An 18,963-nucleotide genomic window follows, 5' to 3' on the forward strand; every position below is an offset into this window, starting at 1 on the left:
TGGGGATGACCGCAACGATGCAGCCACCGCCGAATCCATGTGGTAGCGAGCTTGCTCGCGATGCTTTTTGCTCTTAAAGGTTGGAAACCTTCTGCCAGACCTTCGGCTTGAAGAACAGCGTCTCACCCTTGGCCAGGCCCACCAGGCTGTCATGGTCCTTCACCACTTCCGCTTCGATCAGCTCGCTCTGGCCTTCCACCTTCAACGTCACCCGAGTGGTCGCGCCCAGCGGGCGGATGTCGCGCACTTCGGCGGCGTGGTGATCTTCCAGCTCCGAGCGCGACAGCGAAACTTCGTGAGGGCGGAACAGCACATGCCGATCCTCACCCAAGTGCAGGCGATTCGAGTCGCCGAGGAAGTGGTACACGAAATCACTGGCCGGGTTTTCGTAGACATCGCCTGGCGAGCCGATCTGCTCGATCACGCCCTTGTTCATCACTACGATCCGGTCGGCGACTTCCATGGCTTCTTCCTGGTCGTGGGTCACGAACACCGAGGTCAGGTTGATATCCTCGTGCAGGCGCGCCAGCCAGCGGCGCAGTTCCTTGCGGACCTTGGCGTCGAGGGCGCCAAAGGGTTCGTCCAGCAACAGTACCTTGGGTTCCACCGCCAAGGCGCGGGCCAGGGCGATACGCTGACGCTGGCCGCCGGACAACTGCTCGGGGTAGCGGTCGGCGAGCCAGTCCAGTTGCACCATGTTCAGCAGTTCGTGGACCTTGGTCGCGATCTGGCTTTCGTTCGGGCGCTGATTCTTGGGCTTCATGCGCAGGCCGAAGGCGACGTTGTCGAACACCGTCATGTGGCGGAACAAAGCGTAGTGCTGGAACACGAAACCGACGTTGCGATCACGCACATCGTGGCCGGACACATCCTCGCCGTGGAACACGATGTTGCCATGGTCCGGGGTTTCGAGGCCGGCGATGATCCGCAGCAACGTGGTCTTGCCACAACCCGACGGGCCGAGCAGCGCCACCAGCTCGCCGCTCTGGATGTCCAGGCTGATGTCGTCCAGGGCCCTGAAGGCGTTGAAATTCTTGCTGACGTTACGAACTTCGATCGACATGACTTATTCCTCCGCGGCGCTGGCGCGCAGGCGGTTGATTCGGTTTTCGCTCCACTGCTTGAGCAGCAGGATGAAGAGCGCCAGGATCAGCAACAGGCTCGCCACAGCGAACGCGGCCACGTGGTTGTATTCGTTGTAGAGGATCTCGACGTGCAGTGGCAGGGTGTTGGTCACCCCGCGAATGTGCCCGGACACCACCGACACCGCGCCGAACTCGCCCATGGCCCGGGCGGTACACAGCACCACGCCATAGATCAGGCCCCACTTGATGTTCGGCACGGTGACATGCCAGAACATCTGCCAGCCATTGGCGCCCAACAGGCGCGCGGCTTCTTCTTCCTGGGTGCCTTGTTCCTGCATCAGCGGGATCAGCTCACGAGCCACGAACGGCACGGTGACGAAGATGGTCGCCAGGACGATACCCGGCAGCGCGAACACGATCTGGATGTCGTGATCCGACAGCCACGGCCCGAACAAACCCTGGGCGCCGAACATCAGCACGTAGACCAGGCCCGCGATCACCGGCGACACCGAGAACGGCAGGTCGATCAGCGTCACCAGCATGCTCTTGCCACGGAACGAATACTTGCTCACGCACCACGCGGCACTGACGCCGAACACCAGGTTCAGCGGTACCGAGATCAGCACGGCGATCACCGTAAGCTTCAACGCCGACAGCGCGTCAGGTTCGAAGATCGCGGTGAAGAACGCCCCCAGCCCGAGCTTCAGCCCCTGGGACACCACGATGAACAGCGGCAATAGCAAAAACAGCGCGAAAATCAGCCAGCCGAGGCCGATCAGCACGCGCCGCGACGTCGCACTGCCGCGACGGGCAGCGTTGGTGGAGGCTGCGGAAATAGACGATTGGGACATGTTCGCGCCTCCTTATGGGGTTTCGATACGCCGCTGCAGCAGGTTGATCAGCAGCAACAGGACGAAGGAAACCACCAGCATCAGCACGCCGATGGAGGTGGCGCCGGTGTAGTCGTATTGGTCGAGCTTGACCATGATCAGCAGCGGCAGGATCTCGGTTTTCATCGGCATGTTGCCGGCGATGAAAATCACCGAACCGTACTCGCCCACACCACGGGCAAAGGCCAGGGCGAAGCCGGTCAACCAGGCCGGCAACAACGCCGGCACGAGGATGTGGCGGAACACCTGCCACGGCTTGGCACCCAGGCAGGCGGCCGCTTCTTCGACTTCACGGGGAATATCGGCCAGCACCGGCTGCACCGTGCGCACCACGAACGGCAAGGTCACGAAGGTCAGCGCCAGGGTGATGCCCAACGGGGTGTAGGCGATCTTGAAGCCCAGGTCGGTGGCGAACTGGCCCACCAGACCAGTCGGCGCGTACAACGCCGTCAAGGCAATACCAGCCACGGCGGTGGGCAGGGCGAACGGCAGGTCGATCATCGCGTCGATGATCTTGCGGCCGGGGAAGGTGTAGCGCACCAGCACCCAGGCCAGCAGCGTACCGATCACGCCGTTGATGATCGCGGCGTACAGCGCGGTGCCGAAGCTGAGTTTCAAGGCCGCCAGCACCCGCGGTGCCGAGATGATCGCCCAGAACTGTTCCCAGGTGAGTTGGGCGGCATGCACGAACATCGCCGCCAGGGGTATGAGCACAATCAGACTGAGGTACACCAGGGTGTAGCCCAGCGTCAGCCCGAAGCCGGGTATGACGGGGGATATGCGACGCGACATAGAAGTCCTTGGTTTACTGTGGGAGCGAGCTTGCTCGCGATAGCGGCGCATCAGTCAACATCAATGCAAACTGAACCGACGCCATCGCGAGCAAGCTCGCTCCCACAGGTTTGTGGCTTAACTGGCAGGCACTAAGACAAAACCCAGCTTACTGCGCCTGATAGATCTGGTCGAACACGCCGCCATCGTTGAAGAATTTCGGTTGGGCAGTTTTCCAGCCGCCGAAGTCCTTGTCGATGGTCACCAGCTCCACCTTTGGAAATTGCCGGGCGTACTTGGCGGCCACGTCCTTGTCACGCGGGCGATAGTAGTTTTTCGCAGCGATTTCCTGGCCGGCCGGGCTGTACAGGTGCTTGAGGTACGCCTCGGCGATCTCGGCATTGCCCTTTTTCTCGGCGTTCTTGTCCACCACCGCCACGGGCGGCTCGGCGAGGATCGACAGCGACGGCACGACGATGTCGAACTTGTCGGCGCCACCGTCTTCCTTGAGCGCCAGGAAGGCCTCGTTTTCCCAGGCCAGCAACACGTCGCCCTGACCGTTGTTGACGAAGGTAATGGTCGAGCCACGAGCGCCAGTGTCGAGGATCGGCACGTGCTTGAACAACGCCTGCACGTATTCCTTGGCCTTGGCTTCGTCACCCCCGTTGGCCTTCAGGCCGTAGGCCCAGGCAGCGAGGAAGTTCCAGCGCGCACCGCCGGAGGTTTTCGGGTTCGGGGTGATGACCGACACGTCGTTCTTGATCAGGTCGCCCCAATCCTTGATGCCCTTGGGGTTGCCCTTGCGCACCAGGAACACGATGGTGGACGTGTAAGGCGTGCTGGCATCCGGCAGGCGTGTTTGCCAGTCCGCGGGCAGGGACTTGCCCAGCTTGGCGATTTCATCGATGTCGCCGGCCAGGGCCAGGGTCACCACGTCGGCCCGCAGACCATCGATCACCGCCCGGCCTTGCTTGCCCGAGCCACCGTGGGACTGCTGGATCTTGACGCTGTCGTCCGGGTGCGCTTTCTTCCAGAAATTGACGAATTCGGCGTTGTAATCCTGGTAAAGCTCGCGCGTCGGGTCGTAGGACACGTTGAGCAGCTCGTAATCCTTGGCGACGGCGGAACCTGCAAAAACAGCACTGGCCAGGACGGCCAGGGCATAACGACGAATGGACGACATGGTGAAAGCTCCTGGAATTCTGATGTTCTTATGGCTTCTGGAAATTCGTTTGGCTTGTAGAAAAAGATCGCAGCCTTCGGCAGCGCCTACACCTAGCCCCCCGTAGGAGCTGCCGAAGGCTGCGATCTTTTGGTTTTCAAGACGGTTTATGGCTCGGCTGCTGCAAGCGGAATTTTTCCTTGCGTTCGATCTGTACCACCTGGGCGTTGTGCACAGTGATTTCCACTGCCCCAAAGCGCAGGTCGCGCAACGCGCTCTGGATCTCGCGCAAGATGGTTGCTTCGTCCTGGCCGTCAACGCTACGTAGGGATGCGCTCATGCTGCTGCTCCTTAAATGAATGCCTGGCAGTGGGCGGCACTGCTTGCGGCGTGGGAGCAATACTAGATAAAGCCGGATATTCTTAAAAAGACTATTTAAGAATTTTTATATAACCAAAATAAAAGGAAGTAGCCGACGTCCTACGGCAGGGGTGATTGGGGGGCTTTTCCCTGCCAAACCCTCGGATATTTCCCTCAAAACGCCGGGCTGTTCATGAACTAGGCACCCTGGTTTTGCACCGCTAACCTTGGTTCGTCATCGCAAAAAACGGTGACACGGACGTGCAAGTCCGGCGGAGGACACAATTGTGAATGGCTATTCATCGAGCATTTTTTTATGCTCGCGAATTGTTATGGCAGCTGTGTATGGGAGATCTTCGGGTCTGCCGGGTACTCCGACCGGTCTTGCACACCTATGCATAGCTGCCACCTCTCTCGACTGTGCAAGCGAGGCGGTGTTGGCTCCTAAAAACTTCGGAGTACAACTATGTTCAAGCCGTCACCGAATCCCCCGCAAAGCGGCCACAAATCCCGCGTCCAAGCGCAGGAAGAAAAAAAGCTCGATGACGCCGCCACCCGCGCCCTCGACTACTACCTCAACCCAAGCCCGCCTCACCGCCCGAACCCGACAAAAACCAACTCTTCATCGTCTCCCCGCACATCGACACCGAAACCCTGCTCGCCAACGCCTCCGAAGACCTGCTCTCCATCAGCACCATCGCCGCCGACCTGGCTGACGACGTGGACGACTCACGCCGCTGCATCGCCCTGGCGATCAACCGCATGGCCGATGGGGTGCAGTTGTTGGTTGAGCGGGCGTTGGATCATTTGGAAACAAAGGAGATGGCGGTGCCAGGGGCCAAGGGGTAGCACTTTGCTTTGATGCAAGCTGAGCTGACGCCATCGCGAGCAAGCCCGCTCCCACAGGGTTCTGTGTCGAACCGAATCTCAAGTTCAACGCCAATCCATTGTGGGAGCGAGCTTGCTCGCGATGGCGGTGGATCAGTCGCTATCGATGCAAGCTGAGCCGACGCCTTCGCGAGCAAGCCCGCTCCCACAGGGGAAACGCGGTCTCACCCAGAGCCAGGTCGGCTACTAGGCCGCCTCGCGGTGGACGTTGATCTCGGGCGCCCCGTTAACCACGATGGCCGAACGCAGGCATTGTGGAGTGGGCATCCCGGCATGGATGCCGGGATAGCCGCGCGGGGCCATGGATGGCCCTTCGCGGCGGGCCCACGGAGCAATGCCGGAGTGAGGGCATGCCGAGCCTAGGCGAGGCACCGAGTGGTGGGGCAGAAGCGTTTTGGTTACTTTTGCGCTTTTCAAAAGTGACCCGCCGTCAGGGCGGAACCCTAAGTGGCCGTTACCGCAGAAATGGATATGTACCCGATCACAAAATCCTGGCCAGCTGTCTGGCCGCCATCAATACCACCGACGATCAAGCAATAACCGGCGCCCGCCCCCAATCCAACTGCGCCGCCGCCACCGGCCGGCCAAACCAGTAGCCCTGCCCCAGCTCACACGCCTGTCCAAGCAAAAAGGCCGCTTGTTCGCGCTGTTCGATGCCCTCGGCGTGCACTTGCATGCCCATGCTATGGGCCAGGGCGATGATCACCCGGACGATCGCCGCGTCATCCTCATCCCACGGCAACCCCGCGACAAAGCCCTGATCAATCTTGAGCTTCTGCACCGGCAAGCGTTTGAGCCGCAGCAGCGACGAATAGCCCGTGCCGAAATCGTCGATGGCCAGGCGCACGCCCAGCTCCCGCAGGCGGTGCATTTGCTCCAGCGCCACCTCAGGGTCTTCCATCACCGCACTTTCCGTCACTTCCAGTTCCAGGCAAGCCGGATCCAGGCCCGTGTCGTGCAACACCTGGGCAACCTGCTCGTACAACTCGCGATGGGCAAACAACCGACTCGAGACGTTGACGGCGACGAACGACAACGCCACACCCGCCTGCTGCCACCGGCACATCTGCCGACAAGCCTGGTCCATGACCCAGGCGTCGACCTGGGCAATCAGGCCGGTACGCTCGGCGATGGGAATGAACTCGGCCGGCGACACCAGACCCCGCGTGGGATGCTCCCAGCGCACCAGCGCCTCGACACCGATCAGACGGCTGCTCGCCAAGTCGTGTACTGGCTGGTAATGAACGCGCAACTCCTGCTGCTGCAGCGCGCGACGCAGTTCGAAAGCAATTTCGACCCGTTGCTGCGCATGGGCGGTGAGTTCTTCGGTATACAGGGCGTAGCCGTCGCGGCCGGCACTCTTGGCCTTGAACAACGCCGAATCGGCATTGCGCAACAGTTGCCCAGCGTTCAGGGCATCACTGGGAAACAGGCTGATGCCGATGCTGGCATTGATGAACAACGCGTGCTCATCGAACCGCAGCGGTTCTTTCAAGGCGTCGAGGATGCGCCGGGCAAGCGCCGCGGCCTGGCCAGGCTGGGAACAGTTTTCCACCAGCACCGCAAATTCGTCGCCCCCCAGTCGGGCCAGGGTCACGCCCGGGGCAAACAGCCCGCGAAATCGCTCGGCCACGCCTTTGAGCAACTCGTCGCCGACGTTGTGGCCGAGGCTGTCGTTGATGTTCTTGAAGTGATCCAGGTCCACCAGCAACAGGGCACAGCCACGCTTGTGCAACTGCGCCGATGCCAGGGCCTGCTCGGTGCGGTCGGAAAACAGCAGGCGGTTGGGCAAGCCTGTCAGTGGGTCGTGATGGGCCAGGTAGGCCAGTTCGTGCTCGGAATCCTTGATGGCGCTGATGTCCGAAAACACCGCGACATAATGGCTGACTTGGCCGTTGTCATCGTGAATGACGCGGATCGTCTGCCATTGCGGGTAGATCTCACCGTTTTTACGCCGATTCCAGATTTCGCCGCTCCACTCGCCCAGGCTGACCAGGGCGGCAAACATGTCGCGATAGAAATCCGGTCCATGGCGACCGGACTTGAACAGATTCGGGCGCTGGCCCAGCACTTCGTCCCGGGCATAACCGGTGATCGCCATGAAAGCCCGGTTCACATGCACGATCAAGCCGTTGCGGTCGGTCACCAACACCCCTTCGCGGGTGCAATCGAAAACGGCGGCGGCCTGGCGCAGGCGCTCGCGATCGACGCCGTGCTCGCCTTTGGCGAAAAACCGCGAGATCCGCGCCCGGGCCAGGAAGATCAGCCCGGCGCTAAACAGTATCCAGGCATACCCGTTGATCAGGAGCCAACGCTGCCGGTCGGCGAATTGATCGAAGAAACTGCTCAATAAATAACCAACAAGCTGCAGCCAGAGGACTGACAGTACGAGGTAAAGCAGCGCTTCGCGCATGGCACTGCGTTGATAGGCAGGCATTCGGCCATCCATGTCCCTACAAAGAGGTGGATTATAGAGGAAGAAACATTCAGCCACTCTTATCTGAAAGGCCGACTGGTTTTATCTGTGGGGCTGGTGATAATGCAACGGCGGTTTCTATCTTTATCGAGGGCCCTACAGCCTATGTGGTACGAAGGTTTTCTTGGCTTGTCGGCCTGGTCACTGGTGGCAGTCACCCTGCTGATGACCCACGTCACGATCATTGCCGTCACGGTGTATCTGCACCGTTATTCGGCACATCGCTCCCTGGAGCTCAACGCTGGTCTCAAACATTTCTTCCGTTTCTGGCTGTGGCTGACCACGGCGCAGAACACCCGCGAGTGGACCGCCATCCACCGCAAGCACCACGCCAAATGCGAAACCGAGGATGACCCTCACAGTCCGGTCATCAAGGGCTTGTCCACCGTGCTGCGCAAAGGCGCCGAGCTGTATCGCGCCGAAGCGGAAAACCCGGAAACCCTGCGCATCTACGGCAAGAACTGCCCCGACGACTGGATCGAGCGCAACCTCTACAGCCGCTTCCCGCTGCTGGGTGTGGCAATCATGGGCATCATCGACCTGTTGCTGTTCGGCACCATCGGCATCACCATCTGGGCCATCCAGATGATGTGGATCCCCGTCTGGGCCGCTGGCGTGGTCAATGGCCTGGGCCATGCCGTGGGCTACCGCAACTTCGAATGCCGCGACGCGGCGACCAACCTGGTGCCCTGGGGCATCCTGATCGGCGGCGAAGAACTGCACAACAACCACCACACCTACCCCAACTCGGCCAAGCTGTCGGTACGCAAATGGGAGTTCGACCTGGGCTGGGCCTGGATCCGGGTGTTCAGTTTCCTGCGCCTGGCCAAGGTCCAGCGCGTTGCGCCGATCGCCCACCGGGTCGAAGGCAAGGGCCACCTGGACATGGACACGGCCATGGCGATCCTCAACAACCGCTTCCAGATCATGGCGCAGTACCGCCGGCTGGTCATCGCGCCGCTGGTCAAGCAGGAACTGGAAAAGGTCGATCACTCGGTGCGCCACCAGTTCCATCGGGCCAAACGCCTGCTGTCGCGGGAAACCAGCCTGCTGGACGACCGTCACCACGTGCGAATCCAGAACATGCTCGAACACAGCCAGGCACTGAAGGTGATCTACGAGAAACGCCTGGCCTTGCAGCAGATCTGGGTCAAGACCAGCAGCAACGGCCATGACATGCTCGCGGCCATCAAGGAATGGGTCCACGAAGCCGAGGCCAGCGGCATCCAGTCCCTGCGGGACTTCGCCGACCAACTCAAGACCTACTCGCTACGGCCTGCCACGGCCTGACCAGGCAACTGCACCACTGTGGATGAGGGCTTTTTTGTGGCGAGGGAGCTCGCTCCCGCTGGGGCTGCGCAGCAGCCCTTCTTTTCTTGTGAGCGCTTCGCGCTCAAGCGGGAGCAAGCTCCCTCGCCACAGGTCCAACACTTGGCATCTGACTCGCTAAATCCCCACGCCCTTCGTCGCCTGAAAAGGAACTTCGCCCCGAATCCCCTATCTCAAAGAGCACTTCGCCATCCAGGCGGGATTTGGAGAAAAGTGCGTGCGAAACAACAGCAGTGCACGTTCTTTGAGATTTGTGCCGATGGTCGACAAGAACCTACAGGATTACTCCCTACCTCATTGGCCCGAGGCGGCCCAGACGCTCATGGCGCTGATGCACGCCCAGGGCGAAGTGGCGCGCCTGAGCGAACGTGAGCAACTGTTCAGCTCGCTGCTGGTCAGCGTCAATGCCGTGCTGTGGGCGTTCAACTGGGAAACCCGGCAAGTGCTGTATGTCAGCCCCGCCTACGAACGGATCTTCGGCCGCCCCGCCGGCCTGGTCCTGGCTGACTACAACGAATGGCGCGACGCGATCTACCCCGACGACCTGGAGTACGCCGAACGCAGCCTGGCCGAAGTTCTGGTCAAGGGTGCCGTCGAAGACCGTGAATACCGCATCATCGCCGGCGACGGCCAGGTTCGCTGGCTGAGCGACAAATGCTTCATCAACCGCCAGGCCGAGCCTGGGCAACCGGTGATCGTGGTCGGCATCGCCGAGGACATCACCGAAAAGAAGCTGTTGGAAAGTGAGCTGCAGCGACTGGCAACCACCGATGTGCTGACCCAGAGCAGCAATCGCCGACACTTTTTCGAATGCGCCCACCGTGAGTTCGAGCAGGCGCGGCTACAAGGGACGCCCATGGCGTTCCTGTTGCTGGACATCGATGACTTCAAGGTGATCAACGACACCTACGGCCACCAGGAAGGCGATACCGTGTTGCAGAAGATCGCCGAAAGCGGCCGATCCGTGCTCCGGCGCGGCGACCTGTTCGGGCGGATCGGTGGCGAAGAGTTCGCGGCGGTGTTCCCGGGCTGCGCCCCCGACATGGCGTTGCAAGTGGCCGAGCGGTTGCAACGGGAAATCCAGCGCCTGGTGTTCCGCTGCGGCGAACAGACCTTCGGCATTACTGTCAGCCAGGGCCTGACCGCCATCACCCCTGAAGACCCGTCCCTCGACAGCCTGTTCTCCCGCGCCGACGCGGCCATGTACGAGGCCAAGCGCAAGGGGAAGAACCGCATCATCGCGGCCTGACGCCAATCGCAGTGCAGTTGAACCCGGTCATGTCACGGATCCTGTGGGAACAAGCTCGCTCGCGATGAGGGCGTGATATTCAATGATGGGGTGACAGTCATGCCGCCATCGCGAGCAAGCTCACTCCCACAGGGGCAGGTTTGGCGGTGCTACTTGCGGCGCAACCGCATCAGTTCCGGCAACCCGATCTTCAGCAACCGCGCCGTGCGCCCCTGGGCCAGTTCTTCAAGCCCTTCATGCTCGGTCAGATGGGCCATCTGCGCCGCCATGTTCATCACCAGCGCCTCGCGGGAATAAACCCCACCACCCAGGCTATAGGCTGCCGCGATCAACTCACGCAACTCCAGCGGCAGGCGCCAGCGAGTGCGCAGCGCCGAGCCGAAGCCGGCGCCGTATTGATCGAGAGCGTTCCCGACTTCCTCCAGCTCATCCAGTTCGCCACCCGCCTGCGCCCACTCTTCCAGGCACCGCAGCAGCGCCAGATCGCCCAGGCGATGCAACAGCCCCGCGCAGTAACAACGCTCCGGCTCCAGATCCAGCAAACGCGCCAGGATCCGGGCGTACTCGGCGGTGTGCAGGGACAATTCCCAGTAGCGCTTGGCATAGTCCGCCAGACAGGGAACGGTGAGCCGGGCGCAGCGCTTGAGGGTCAGGCCGAGGATCAGGTTCATGCTTTGCCCGGTACCGAGCTGGTGCAGCGCCTGGGCCACGGTCTGCACCGGACCGCCGCCCTGATGCTGGGCAGCGCCATTGGCCGCCGCAATCAGCACCCCGGTGATTTGCGGGTCGGTGCGGATTTCTTCTTCCAGCAGTTTCAGGTCCAGGCCTGTGGGGTTGAGGCAGCGCTTGACCGCCACCTGCACATCGGTCATCAGCGGTGCGCCTTCGGACAGATCGCGCCGTCGTTCCAGAAAGGCTATCAGGGTCAGCCCCGGGCCGGGGACCGGCACATCGCCGGCGGTTTCTTCAGTGCCACTCAACAGCAACCCTTGCAGACGCAGGGTCAGGCTTTCCCGGTTCAACGGCTTGGTCAAATACGCCGTCGGCGCCAGTGGAACGACCTCGCGCACACTGGCGCTGTCGTTACGCCGGCTCATCAGAATGAACGGCAACGGCGCCGCTCGATGCTGTTGGCGAAGGCCACGCAGGATCGTCAGGCCATCGACACCCGGCAGTTCCCAATCGGCGATGACCAGGTCGTACGCGTTATGCGCCAGCAAATCCAGGGCCTGTTGTCCCTCGCCGCAGGTGTCCACTCGGGCATCGCAGCGCACGCCCGACAGCACTTGCTCAAGCATCTCCCGGGACGCCGGGTCGGCCTCGGCGATCAACACACGCGGTACAGCAGGTAAAACCACAGCAGTCATTGCAACATCGCTCCCTTGCCATACATGCACCTTAGACAATGAAGGCCGTTCCAGACAGCTCAAACCTGCGGGATATGCCCGCGGACATGAAAAAACCCGCCGAAGCGGGTTTTTTTGTGGATCAGTGCACAGTCAGCGTTCGTCAAATCAGAGCTCGGAGAAACACTCTTCGATGATCGCCAGGCCTTTGTCCAGTTGCTCGTCCGGCGAAGTCAGCGGCACCAGCACCCGCAGAACGTTGCCGTAGGTACCGCAGGACAGCAGGATCAGGCCCTTGTCACGTGCCTTGGCCACCACCTGGGCCACTGCCGCGGCGTTCGGCTTGTGGGTGTCGCCGTTTTCGAACAGCTCCACGGCGATCATCGCGCCCAGGGCACGTACCTCACCAATGACCGGGTACTTTTTCTGGATAGCTTTGAGGCCCGTGACCAGACGCTCGCCCACAGCCTTGCAGCGCTCCAGCAGGTGTTCTTCTTCAAACACGTCCATCACCGCCAGCGCGGCCGCGCAAGCGATCGGGCTACCGGCGTAAGTGCCGCCCAGACCACCTGGGGCGATGGCATCCATGTACTCGGCCTTGCCGCACACACCGGCCAACGGGAAGCCGCCAGCGATGGATTTGGCGAAGGTGGTCAGGTCGGCGGCAACGCCCATCTGTTCCATGGCGAAAAAAGTGCCGGTACGGCCGGCACCGGTCTGCACTTCGTCAGCGATCAGCAGGATGCCGTGCTGGTCGCACAGGGCGCGCAGGCGCTGCATGAAGGCCTTGGGCGCTACGTAGAAACCACCCTCGCCCTGTACCGGCTCGATGATGATGGCGGCGATGTCACGGGGCTCGGCGTCGTTCTTGAAGATGCGCTCGATGCTGGCGATGGAATCATCGATGCTCACGCCGTGCAGTTCGTTCGGGTACAGCGCGCGGAAGATGCCGCCGGGCATCAGGCCCATGCCAGCCGAGTACGGCACGACTTTGCCGGTCAAGCCCAGGGTCATCATGGTACGACCGTGGTACGCGCCGGTGAAGGCGATCACACCGGCACGGCCCGTGGCGGCGCGGGCGATCTTCACGGCGTTTTCCACCGCTTCGGAACCGGTGGTGACCAGCAGGGTTTTCTTGGCGAAATCACCTGGCACCTTCGCGTTGATTTTTTCGCACAGTTCCACATACGGCTCGTAGGCCAGAACCTGGAAGCAGGTGTGGGTCAACTTGTTCAGTTGTGCGGTCACGGCAGCGATGATTTTCGGGTGCACGTGGCCGGTGTTCAACACGGCGATACCACCGGCGAAGTCGATGAATTCACGACCTTCAACGTCGGTGACCGTGGCGTTCTTCGCCGACTCGGCAAAGATCGGGTGAATCTGGCCGACGCCGCGTGGAACAGCGGCGGTGCGGCGGGCCATCAAGTCTGCGTTGGTCTTGCTCATTAAAATGTCCTCATTCGCCGCTCATCGGTCGGCGTAGTTCAAGGAATACATGGCGGGGAGACAACGGCGACAGCATGCGATGATCGACTGCCGCGGGGTTCCGGCCACAAGAATCAGAACGGGTGAAACACGCAAAGGGACAGCGCTCTCGTGCCCTTTGCGCTTGAAGCCGATCAGATACCCAGGCAGAGGTATTTGATTTCCAGGTAATCCTCGATGCCGTACTTGGAGCCTTCACGGCCCAGGCCCGAGGCCTTGATGCCGCCGAACGGCGCGACTTCGTTGGAGATCAACCCGGTGTTGACGCCGACCATGCCGTATTCCAGGGCCTCGGCCACACGGAACACACGGCCCAGGTCGCGGGCATAGAAGTACGAAGCCAGGCCGAACTCGGTGTCGTTGGACATCGCGATCACTTCGGCTTCGTCTTTGAAGCGGAACAGCGGCGCCAGCGGTCCGAAGGTTTCTTCCTTGGCCACGGCAGCGTTCTTCGGTACGTTGGTCAGGATGGTCGGCTCGAAGAAGTTGCCTTCCATCGCCTTGCCGCCCGACAGCACGGTCGCGCCTTTGCTGACCGCATCGGCGATGTGTTCCTGCACCTTGGCGACCGCTTTCTCGTCGATCAACGGACCGGTGGTGGTGCCATCGTCCAGACCGTTGCCGATCTTGAGCTTGGCCACCGCCACTTTCAGTTTTTCGGCGAACGCGTCGTACACCGAGTCCTGGATGTACAGGCGGTTGGCGCAGACGCAGGTCTGACCGTTGTTGCGGTATTTGGAAATGATCGCGCCTTCGACGGCCTTATCCAGGTCCGCGTCGTCGAACACGATGAACGGCGCGTTGCCGCCCAGTTCCAGGGAGACTTTCTTGATGTCCTTGGCGCATTCGGCCATCAGCTGGCGACCGATCTCGGTCGAGCCGGTGAAGGACAGCTTGCGCACGATCGGGTTGCTGGTCAGCTCGCCGCCGATATCACCAGCGCTGCCGGTGACCACGCTCAGCACACCTTGCGGGATGCCGGCACGGTGCGCCAGTTCCACCAGGGCCAAGGCCGAGAATGGGGTTTGCGAAGCCGGCTTGATGACCATGGTGCAGCCGGCAGCCAGGGCTGGACCGGCCTTGCGGGTGATCATCGCGGCGGGGAAGTTCCACGGGGTAATGGCCGCGGTCACGCCGATCGGCTGCTTGATCACGATCAGACGCTTGTCGGGCTGATGGCCGGGAATCACGTCACCGTAGATGCGCTTGGCTTCCTCGGCGAACCATTCGATGAACGAGGCGGCGTAGACGATTTCACCCTTGGACTCAGCCAGTGGCTTGCCCTGCTCCAAGGTCATCAGGCGACCGAGGTCGTCCTGGTTTTCGATCAGCAATTCGTACCAGCGGCGCAGCTTGTTGGCGCGCTCCTTGGCGGTCAGTGCACGCCAGGCCGGCAATGCCTTGTCGGCGGCTTCAATCGCCCGGCGGGTTTCGGCCGCGCCCATCTTCGGCACGGTGCCCAACACTTCGCCCGTCGCCGGGTTGGTGACCTTGATCGTCTGACCATTGTCCGCATCGACCCAAGCGCCATCGATAAAGGCTTGCTGGCGGAACAACTGGGTGTCTTTAAGCTGCATGTCGGCTTTCCTTAACAGCACCGCGCGCACGCGGAGCGAATTAGATTTGTAGAAAGGCGCCTCGGGGGCTGCCGTCAGGGAAATCATTCACCGGGCTGAAGCACAGAAATAACGCACATAAGCACAGACGTGCGGTTCAGCACCCAGACAAGAGCGTTTGAAATCTCAAACGAATCCTAGGGCCGATGGGGGTGAAGGACAATAGCCTGTTCGAAAAAAAGAACGAAAAAACCGAATTTGCCCGCTTTTTCTGATCAGCGTAGCCAACACCCGGCGAGCTGACCAAAAACGCAGGCGATTCAGCAGCATGGACGCCCGCCATGCATATGAGTATCATGGCGCCCGCGTCGCACCAGTAGCTCAGCTGGATAGAGTACTGCCCTCCGAAGGCAGGGGTCGTGGGTTCGAATCCCGCCTGGTGCACCATCTTCGGAATAAAAAGCCCCAGGTCGCAAGACCCGGGGCTTTTTTGTGGGCGCAGATCCCACTCAACGCTTGCGCAACGCCTCCAACCGCGCCGGCAAGTCTTCCTCGGGAAAGCGCTTGTGCAGCGCCAGCAGTTTCTCATCAGCGGCCTTGCTCTCACCCGCCTCGCGCAAGCGCAGGATTTCCATCAGGCCTTGTTCCAGCGATGGCAATGCTGTCGGCGCGGGTTTGCTCATTTTCGCCGCTGGCTTTTCCGCCAAGGATTGCACCGGGCTTGCCGGGGCCCTGGCCAATTCGCCCTGGGGCGCCATTCGGGTGATCGGGGCGGGGGCGGGCATGGCCGGTGGTGGTGCGGCGGCAACGCCAGGTGCTTGCCGATCGGCGGAAAACTCCATCGAGGCGGGTGAGGCCAGCTCCTCGTGGGGCACGGGAGAGCGCACTACCAGGCCGATCATCAGTGCCACGCCGGCGACCGTGGCGAATGCCATTTGCCAGCGCGGCCGTTGGCAGGCTTGCAGCCAGCGTTGCCACAGGCTCGGCGTGGGTGTCGGTGCTTCGCGACGGGCGGTGGCCAGGATGAAGGCGTCCAGGGAAGCCGGCGGCTCGCCGCTGGTGTGTTGGCGGAAATGCTCGATCAGCACTTCGTCGTTAGGATCCGGGATGTGTTTGGTGTCGATCATGCGGGTACCTCCTCGGCCAGCAGTCGCTGCAATTTCTGCTGGGCGTAACGCAAGCGGCTTTTGACCGTTTCCAGCGGGGCGCCGGTCAGGGCGGCAATCTGTGGCAACTCCAGGTCGCCATGCAGGCGCAGAAGGAAGACTTCTCGCTGATCCTCGGGCAAGGCCTGCAACGCGGCGTCGAGACGCGCCTGGTCACGGCTCAGGCTCAGCTGTTGCTCGGGGCTGCCGGTGTCGTCGGGCTGGACGTGCAGTTGCTCGTCATAACTGTCGTGCAACGGGTTGTGGACACCGTGTTTGCGCCAGTGGTCGATCAAGCGGTTGCGGGCAATCTGGAACAACCAGGTACGAAAACTCGCCCGGCCTTGTGGCTGGGTGGCGCTGCGAATCAGGCTGAGCCAGGTGTCCTGGAAAACCTCCTCGGCCAGCTCGGCTTTGTTGCTCAAGGACAGCAGGAAACGGTAAAGCCCTTGCCGATGGCGGGCGTACAGGACTTCGAAAGCAGCCCCGTCGCCATTGCGGTAGCGGGCCAGCAGCGATTCGTCGCTGGGAGAATCAAGCGCAGCGGGCATGTAGGGGGCGAACTCCTTTCCAGTCATTGCAACACAGTCCTGGCAGGCAACAAGGGGACCCCGTGGGAGCGAGCTTGCTCGCGATGGCGTCGGATCAGTCAATGATGAACATGATCGGGCTATTGCTATCGCGAGCAAGCTCGCTCCCACATTTGATCCTCGTTGCAGTCAGGTTCAGCGCTTGGCCGCAGGCTCAAGGCTCTGGGCCAGTTCCACCAACTGCACAAACTCCGAGCGCAGCCCAAACGGATCATCACCGCGGGCCGAGCGCGCCAATTGCACAGTGTCCTTCAAGGTCATCGTCCCAGTGTAGCGTCCATCGCCCTTGAGCTGTTGGGCGAAGGCGGCAACAGCGGCCGAGAAGCGCAGGTCATCGCTGGGCTTGCGGTCGTTCGGCACGCTGGCAATGGGATGTTCGATCAATCGACTGCTTCCGCCCTCGGCCGGCTTGTAGCGTACGCGCAACATCGCCAACTCGCCTGACGTGCTCTGCGACTTGGGCGTGCTTGCATAGCGCAGCGGTTCCAACCAGCCCGGCGCGCCCTTCGGAACGATTTCATACAAGGCCGTCACCGTATGCCCGGCACCGATTTCCCCGGCGTCGACCTTGTCGTTGTTGAAATCCTCACGTTTCAACGCACGGTTCTCATAGCCCAGCAGTCGATACTCACTGACCTGGGCGGGGTTGAACTCCACCTGCAACTTCACGTCCCGGGCGACCACCGCCAGGGTGGAACTGAGCTGGTCCACCAGGACCTTGCGCGCTTCGAGCAGGTTGTCGATGTAGGCGTAGTTACCGTCACCGGCGTCGGCCAACTGTTCCATCAGGTGTTCGTTGTAGTTATCCACACCGAAGCCCAGTGTCGTCAGGGAGACGCCGCTTTTACGCTGGTCCACCGCCATCTGCTTGAGGCTGTCGAAATCACTGATACCAACGTTGAAGTCGCCATCGGTGGCCAGCAGGATGCGGTTGATGCCTTTGTCGATGAAGCTCTCCCGCGCCATCTGATAGGCCAGTTCGATACCCGAGGCACCAGCGGTGGAACCACCGGCGTCGAGTTGATCGATGGCGTTGCGGATTACCGCCTTGTCGCGACCCGAGGTGGGCTTGAGCACCACCCGGGACTCACCGGCATAGACCACCAGGGACACCCGGTCTTGATCGCGCAATTGGTCCACCAGCAGTTTCAGCGTGCTCTTGACCAGCGGCAGGCCTTCGCGACGGTCCATGGAACCGGAAACGTCCACCAGGAAGACCAGGTTGGCCGGCGCCAGGTCCGCCACGGCACGGTCGCTGGCCTTGATGCCGATGCGCAGCAAGCGGGTGTGGGGGTTCCACGGTGAGGGGGCGACTTCGGTGGTCACACCGAAGGGTGAACCGTCGGTGGGCAGGGCGTAGTCATACGGGAAATAATTGACCATTTCCTCCAGCCGCACCGCCCCTTCGGGCGGCAGGCTGCCTTGATTGAGCAAACGTCGCACATTGGCATAGCTGCCGGTATCGACATCCACGCTGAAGGTCGACACGGGCGTTTCGGCCACGCTATGGATGGGGTTGTCCGGCAGCTTTTCGTACTGTTCACGCGGTTCGGCACGGTAACCCGCGGCAAGGGCATCGTTCGCCACGCTGGGAACCGGCATCGCTGCCGGCTTCATGAGCATGCGCTTGACCGTCGACTGGGGCCCTTGGGCGATCTCGCCTTGCGGCACCACGCTGGGCGCCACAGGCACCGGTTCGGACGGCTGGGCAGCCTCTCGGGAGGAAGACAACCCACAACCGGCCAACGCCACCAGCAAAGTCACGGCGAAGCCCTGGGCAGCAGGACGCATAAAGGGAAATGGACGGGACATGGGCTGAACCTCGTGAATGAATGATCCGTTCACAGATTCAGACGCAGGGCGCATGGGGTTCGGGTTAACGACCAAAAAATTTTTTGAAACGCTGCGAAGACAGGACTGGCCACCCCAAAGTGGCCAGGCCGTTACCGCGATTGGAGCCATCGCCTGCACGCTGCGGCAGACACGGCTAGCGGGACGGAATGCCCCGCAGGTCATCGGCGATGAAGCCGCTCAACTGGCCGGTGTAATAGTCTTCGACATCGGAGTTGCCTCTGTTCGTCAGGGCGCCTGCCATGCCTCGCATGACCTCCAGTTGCCCAATCGCCCCACCCGGCATCAGCCCCTGGCGGGCCTGGGCAAAGTGCAGCACTTCGACACCGGCCTTCTTCACCTTGACCTGATAATTGAAATCGACACTGGCCAGATACGTACCGTCGGCGACGATTTTGTTCATGAAACCACCTTGAGTGTCTTGAATACGGCGCGCATAGACGGCGTTGACATCCAACAGATAGTCAGCGGTTTCCTTGCTGGAGGCATAACGATCGCCGTCGAGCAGGCGGACGATCAGGTCAGTGTGCAACTTGTCGCGGACTTTTTCGTCGGGCAGGAAGCGTTCGTTTTTACCGACGACTTCAACGTTGAACGTGTCGATCCAATAGGTGGCGGTCTCGGGGATCGCCACCGGCGCAGGAGAAATGTAGTAATCGGGCTTGGAAGCGCAACCTGCCATAAGGCAGAGGGCCAGAAAGAGGGTAAAAATGCGCATGGTTGAATTCGTCCTTGAGGGGTAGCGGCATAATCGCGCCTGCATTCTACGGGGTTTGAACG

Annotated in this window: 15 protein-coding genes, 1 tRNA gene and 1 pseudogene; 4 read left to right on the forward strand and 13 right to left on the reverse strand. The window is 61.4% G+C overall.

Annotated elements, in window-relative coordinates; genetic code table 11:
• Positions 1–73: 73 nt before the first annotated feature.
• From BT125_RS25690 to oscA, 5 genes are all read right to left on the reverse strand, one after another.
• Positions 74–1,063 (reverse strand): sulfate/molybdate ABC transporter ATP-binding protein, encoded by a 990-nt coding sequence (locus BT125_RS25690; protein ID WP_072411656.1) that lies wholly within the window; start codon positions 1,061–1,063, stop codon positions 74–76.
• Positions 1,064–1,066: 3 nt separating this feature from the next.
• On the reverse strand, positions 1,067–1,936 hold the full coding sequence (gene cysW / locus BT125_RS25695) for a sulfate ABC transporter permease subunit CysW (RefSeq protein ID WP_024618577.1): 870 nt from the start codon (positions 1,934–1,936) through the stop codon (positions 1,067–1,069).
• A 12-nt stretch (positions 1,937–1,948) separates the two neighbouring features.
• Entirely contained in the window at positions 1,949–2,767 is an 819-nt protein-coding gene (gene cysT / locus BT125_RS25700) for a sulfate ABC transporter permease subunit CysT (protein WP_013692011.1), read from the reverse strand.
• A 148-nt stretch (positions 2,768–2,915) separates the two neighbouring features.
• Complete coding sequence (locus BT125_RS25705; RefSeq protein WP_072411658.1) at positions 2,916–3,929, reverse strand: sulfate ABC transporter substrate-binding protein; 1,014 nt, start codon at positions 3,927–3,929, stop codon at positions 2,916–2,918.
• Between the two features lie 136 nt (positions 3,930–4,065).
• Entirely contained in the window at positions 4,066–4,248 is a 183-nt protein-coding gene (gene oscA, locus BT125_RS25710; protein WP_003186967.1) for a sulfur starvation response protein OscA, read from the reverse strand.
• 486 nt (positions 4,249–4,734) lie between these two features.
• On the opposite strand from oscA, the pseudogene BT125_RS25715 reads away from it, so the two are divergent.
• Positions 4,735–5,117 (forward strand): annotated as a pseudogene (locus BT125_RS25715) (DUF6124 family protein).
• 568 nt (positions 5,118–5,685) lie between these two features.
• Here the strand turns inward: BT125_RS25715 and dibA are convergent.
• Positions 5,686–7,593 (reverse strand): phosphodiesterase DibA, encoded by a 1,908-nt coding sequence (dibA, locus tag BT125_RS25720; RefSeq protein ID WP_072411660.1) that lies wholly within the window; start codon positions 7,591–7,593, stop codon positions 5,686–5,688.
• Positions 7,594–7,737: 144 nt separating this feature from the next.
• On the opposite strand from dibA, the gene desA reads away from it, so the two are divergent.
• Positions 7,738–8,922, forward strand: a complete 1,185-nt coding sequence (desA, locus tag BT125_RS25725; protein ID WP_072411662.1) for a delta-9 fatty acid desaturase DesA — start codon at positions 7,738–7,740, stop codon at positions 8,920–8,922.
• Positions 8,923–9,220: 298 nt separating this feature from the next.
• Positions 9,221–10,210 (forward strand): GGDEF domain-containing protein, encoded by a 990-nt coding sequence (locus BT125_RS25730; protein ID WP_072411664.1) that lies wholly within the window; start codon positions 9,221–9,223, stop codon positions 10,208–10,210.
• Positions 10,211–10,359: 149 nt separating this feature from the next.
• Here BT125_RS25730 and BT125_RS25735 read toward each other — a convergent pair whose 3' ends face one another.
• From BT125_RS25735 to gabD, 3 genes are all read right to left on the reverse strand, one after another.
• Entirely contained in the window at positions 10,360–11,577 is a 1,218-nt protein-coding gene (locus BT125_RS25735) for an HDOD domain-containing protein (protein WP_072411666.1), read from the reverse strand.
• Between the two features lie 147 nt (positions 11,578–11,724).
• Entirely contained in the window at positions 11,725–13,002 is a 1,278-nt protein-coding gene (gabT, locus tag BT125_RS25740) for a 4-aminobutyrate--2-oxoglutarate transaminase (protein WP_072411668.1), read from the reverse strand.
• A 173-nt stretch (positions 13,003–13,175) separates the two neighbouring features.
• Entirely contained in the window at positions 13,176–14,618 is a 1,443-nt protein-coding gene (gabD, locus tag BT125_RS25745) for an NADP-dependent succinate-semialdehyde dehydrogenase (protein ID WP_072411670.1), read from the reverse strand.
• 349 nt (positions 14,619–14,967) lie between these two features.
• On the opposite strand from gabD, the gene BT125_RS25750 reads away from it, so the two are divergent.
• A tRNA-Arg gene (locus tag BT125_RS25750) sits at positions 14,968–15,044 on the forward strand.
• Between the two features lie 62 nt (positions 15,045–15,106).
• On the opposite strand, the gene BT125_RS25755 is transcribed toward BT125_RS25750, so the two are convergent.
• From BT125_RS25755 to BT125_RS25770, 4 genes are all read right to left on the reverse strand, one after another.
• Complete coding sequence (locus tag BT125_RS25755) at positions 15,107–15,724, reverse strand: hypothetical protein (RefSeq protein WP_072411672.1); 618 nt, start codon at positions 15,722–15,724, stop codon at positions 15,107–15,109.
• Positions 15,721–16,293 (reverse strand): RNA polymerase sigma factor, encoded by a 573-nt coding sequence (locus BT125_RS25760; RefSeq protein WP_072411674.1) that lies wholly within the window; start codon positions 16,291–16,293, stop codon positions 15,721–15,723. The genes BT125_RS25755 and BT125_RS25760 overlap by 4 nt, the downstream gene beginning before the upstream one ends.
• A 174-nt stretch (positions 16,294–16,467) precedes the next feature.
• Positions 16,468–18,144 carry a vWA domain-containing protein gene (locus BT125_RS25765; RefSeq protein WP_072411676.1) on the reverse strand — a complete coding sequence of 559 codons (1,677 nt, stop codon included), beginning with the start codon at positions 18,142–18,144 and terminating at the stop codon, positions 16,468–16,470.
• Positions 18,145–18,319: 175 nt separating this feature from the next.
• Positions 18,320–18,901: a hypothetical protein gene (locus tag BT125_RS25770; RefSeq protein WP_072411678.1), complete on the reverse strand. Its 582-nt coding sequence runs from the start codon at positions 18,899–18,901 to the stop codon at positions 18,320–18,322.
• Between the last annotated feature and the right edge of the window lie 62 nt (positions 18,902–18,963).

The organism is Pseudomonas sp. NFACC04-2 (assembly GCF_900119265.1).
Taxonomy (GTDB): domain Bacteria; phylum Pseudomonadota; class Gammaproteobacteria; order Pseudomonadales; family Pseudomonadaceae; genus Aquipseudomonas; species Aquipseudomonas fluorescens_AA.

What these genes read in the sequence shown, in the direction of transcription:
- BT125_RS25690 (WP_072411656.1), bottom strand. Translation starts at nt 1,063, where the DNA reads ATGTCGATCGAAGTTCGTAACGTCAGCAAGAATTTCAACGCCTTCAGG.
- cysW (WP_024618577.1), bottom strand. Translation starts at nt 1,936, where the DNA reads ATGTCCCAATCGTCTATTTCCGCAGCCTCCACCAACGCTGCCCGTCGC.
- cysT (WP_013692011.1), bottom strand. Translation starts at nt 2,767, where the DNA reads ATGTCGCGTCGCATATCCCCCGTCATACCCGGCTTCGGGCTGACGCTG.
- BT125_RS25705 (WP_072411658.1), bottom strand. Translation starts at nt 3,929, where the DNA reads ATGTCGTCCATTCGTCGTTATGCCCTGGCCGTCCTGGCCAGTGCTGTT.
- oscA (WP_003186967.1), bottom strand. Translation starts at nt 4,248, where the DNA reads ATGAGCGCATCCCTACGTAGCGTTGACGGCCAGGACGAAGCAACCATC.
- dibA (WP_072411660.1), bottom strand. Translation starts at nt 7,593, where the DNA reads ATGCCTGCCTATCAACGCAGTGCCATGCGCGAAGCGCTGCTTTACCTC.
- desA (WP_072411662.1), top strand. Translation starts at nt 7,738, where the DNA reads ATGTGGTACGAAGGTTTTCTTGGCTTGTCGGCCTGGTCACTGGTGGCA.
- BT125_RS25730 (WP_072411664.1), top strand. Translation starts at nt 9,221, where the DNA reads ATGGTCGACAAGAACCTACAGGATTACTCCCTACCTCATTGGCCCGAG.
- BT125_RS25735 (WP_072411666.1), bottom strand. Translation starts at nt 11,577, where the DNA reads ATGACTGCTGTGGTTTTACCTGCTGTACCGCGTGTGTTGATCGCCGAG.
- gabT (WP_072411668.1), bottom strand. Translation starts at nt 13,002, where the DNA reads ATGAGCAAGACCAACGCAGACTTGATGGCCCGCCGCACCGCCGCTGTT.
- gabD (WP_072411670.1), bottom strand. Translation starts at nt 14,618, where the DNA reads ATGCAGCTTAAAGACACCCAGTTGTTCCGCCAGCAAGCCTTTATCGAT.
- BT125_RS25755 (WP_072411672.1), bottom strand. Translation starts at nt 15,724, where the DNA reads ATGATCGACACCAAACACATCCCGGATCCTAACGACGAAGTGCTGATC.
- BT125_RS25760 (WP_072411674.1), bottom strand. Translation starts at nt 16,293, where the DNA reads ATGCCCGCTGCGCTTGATTCTCCCAGCGACGAATCGCTGCTGGCCCGC.
- BT125_RS25765 (WP_072411676.1), bottom strand. Translation starts at nt 18,144, where the DNA reads ATGTCCCGTCCATTTCCCTTTATGCGTCCTGCTGCCCAGGGCTTCGCC.
- BT125_RS25770 (WP_072411678.1), bottom strand. Translation starts at nt 18,901, where the DNA reads ATGCGCATTTTTACCCTCTTTCTGGCCCTCTGCCTTATGGCAGGTTGC.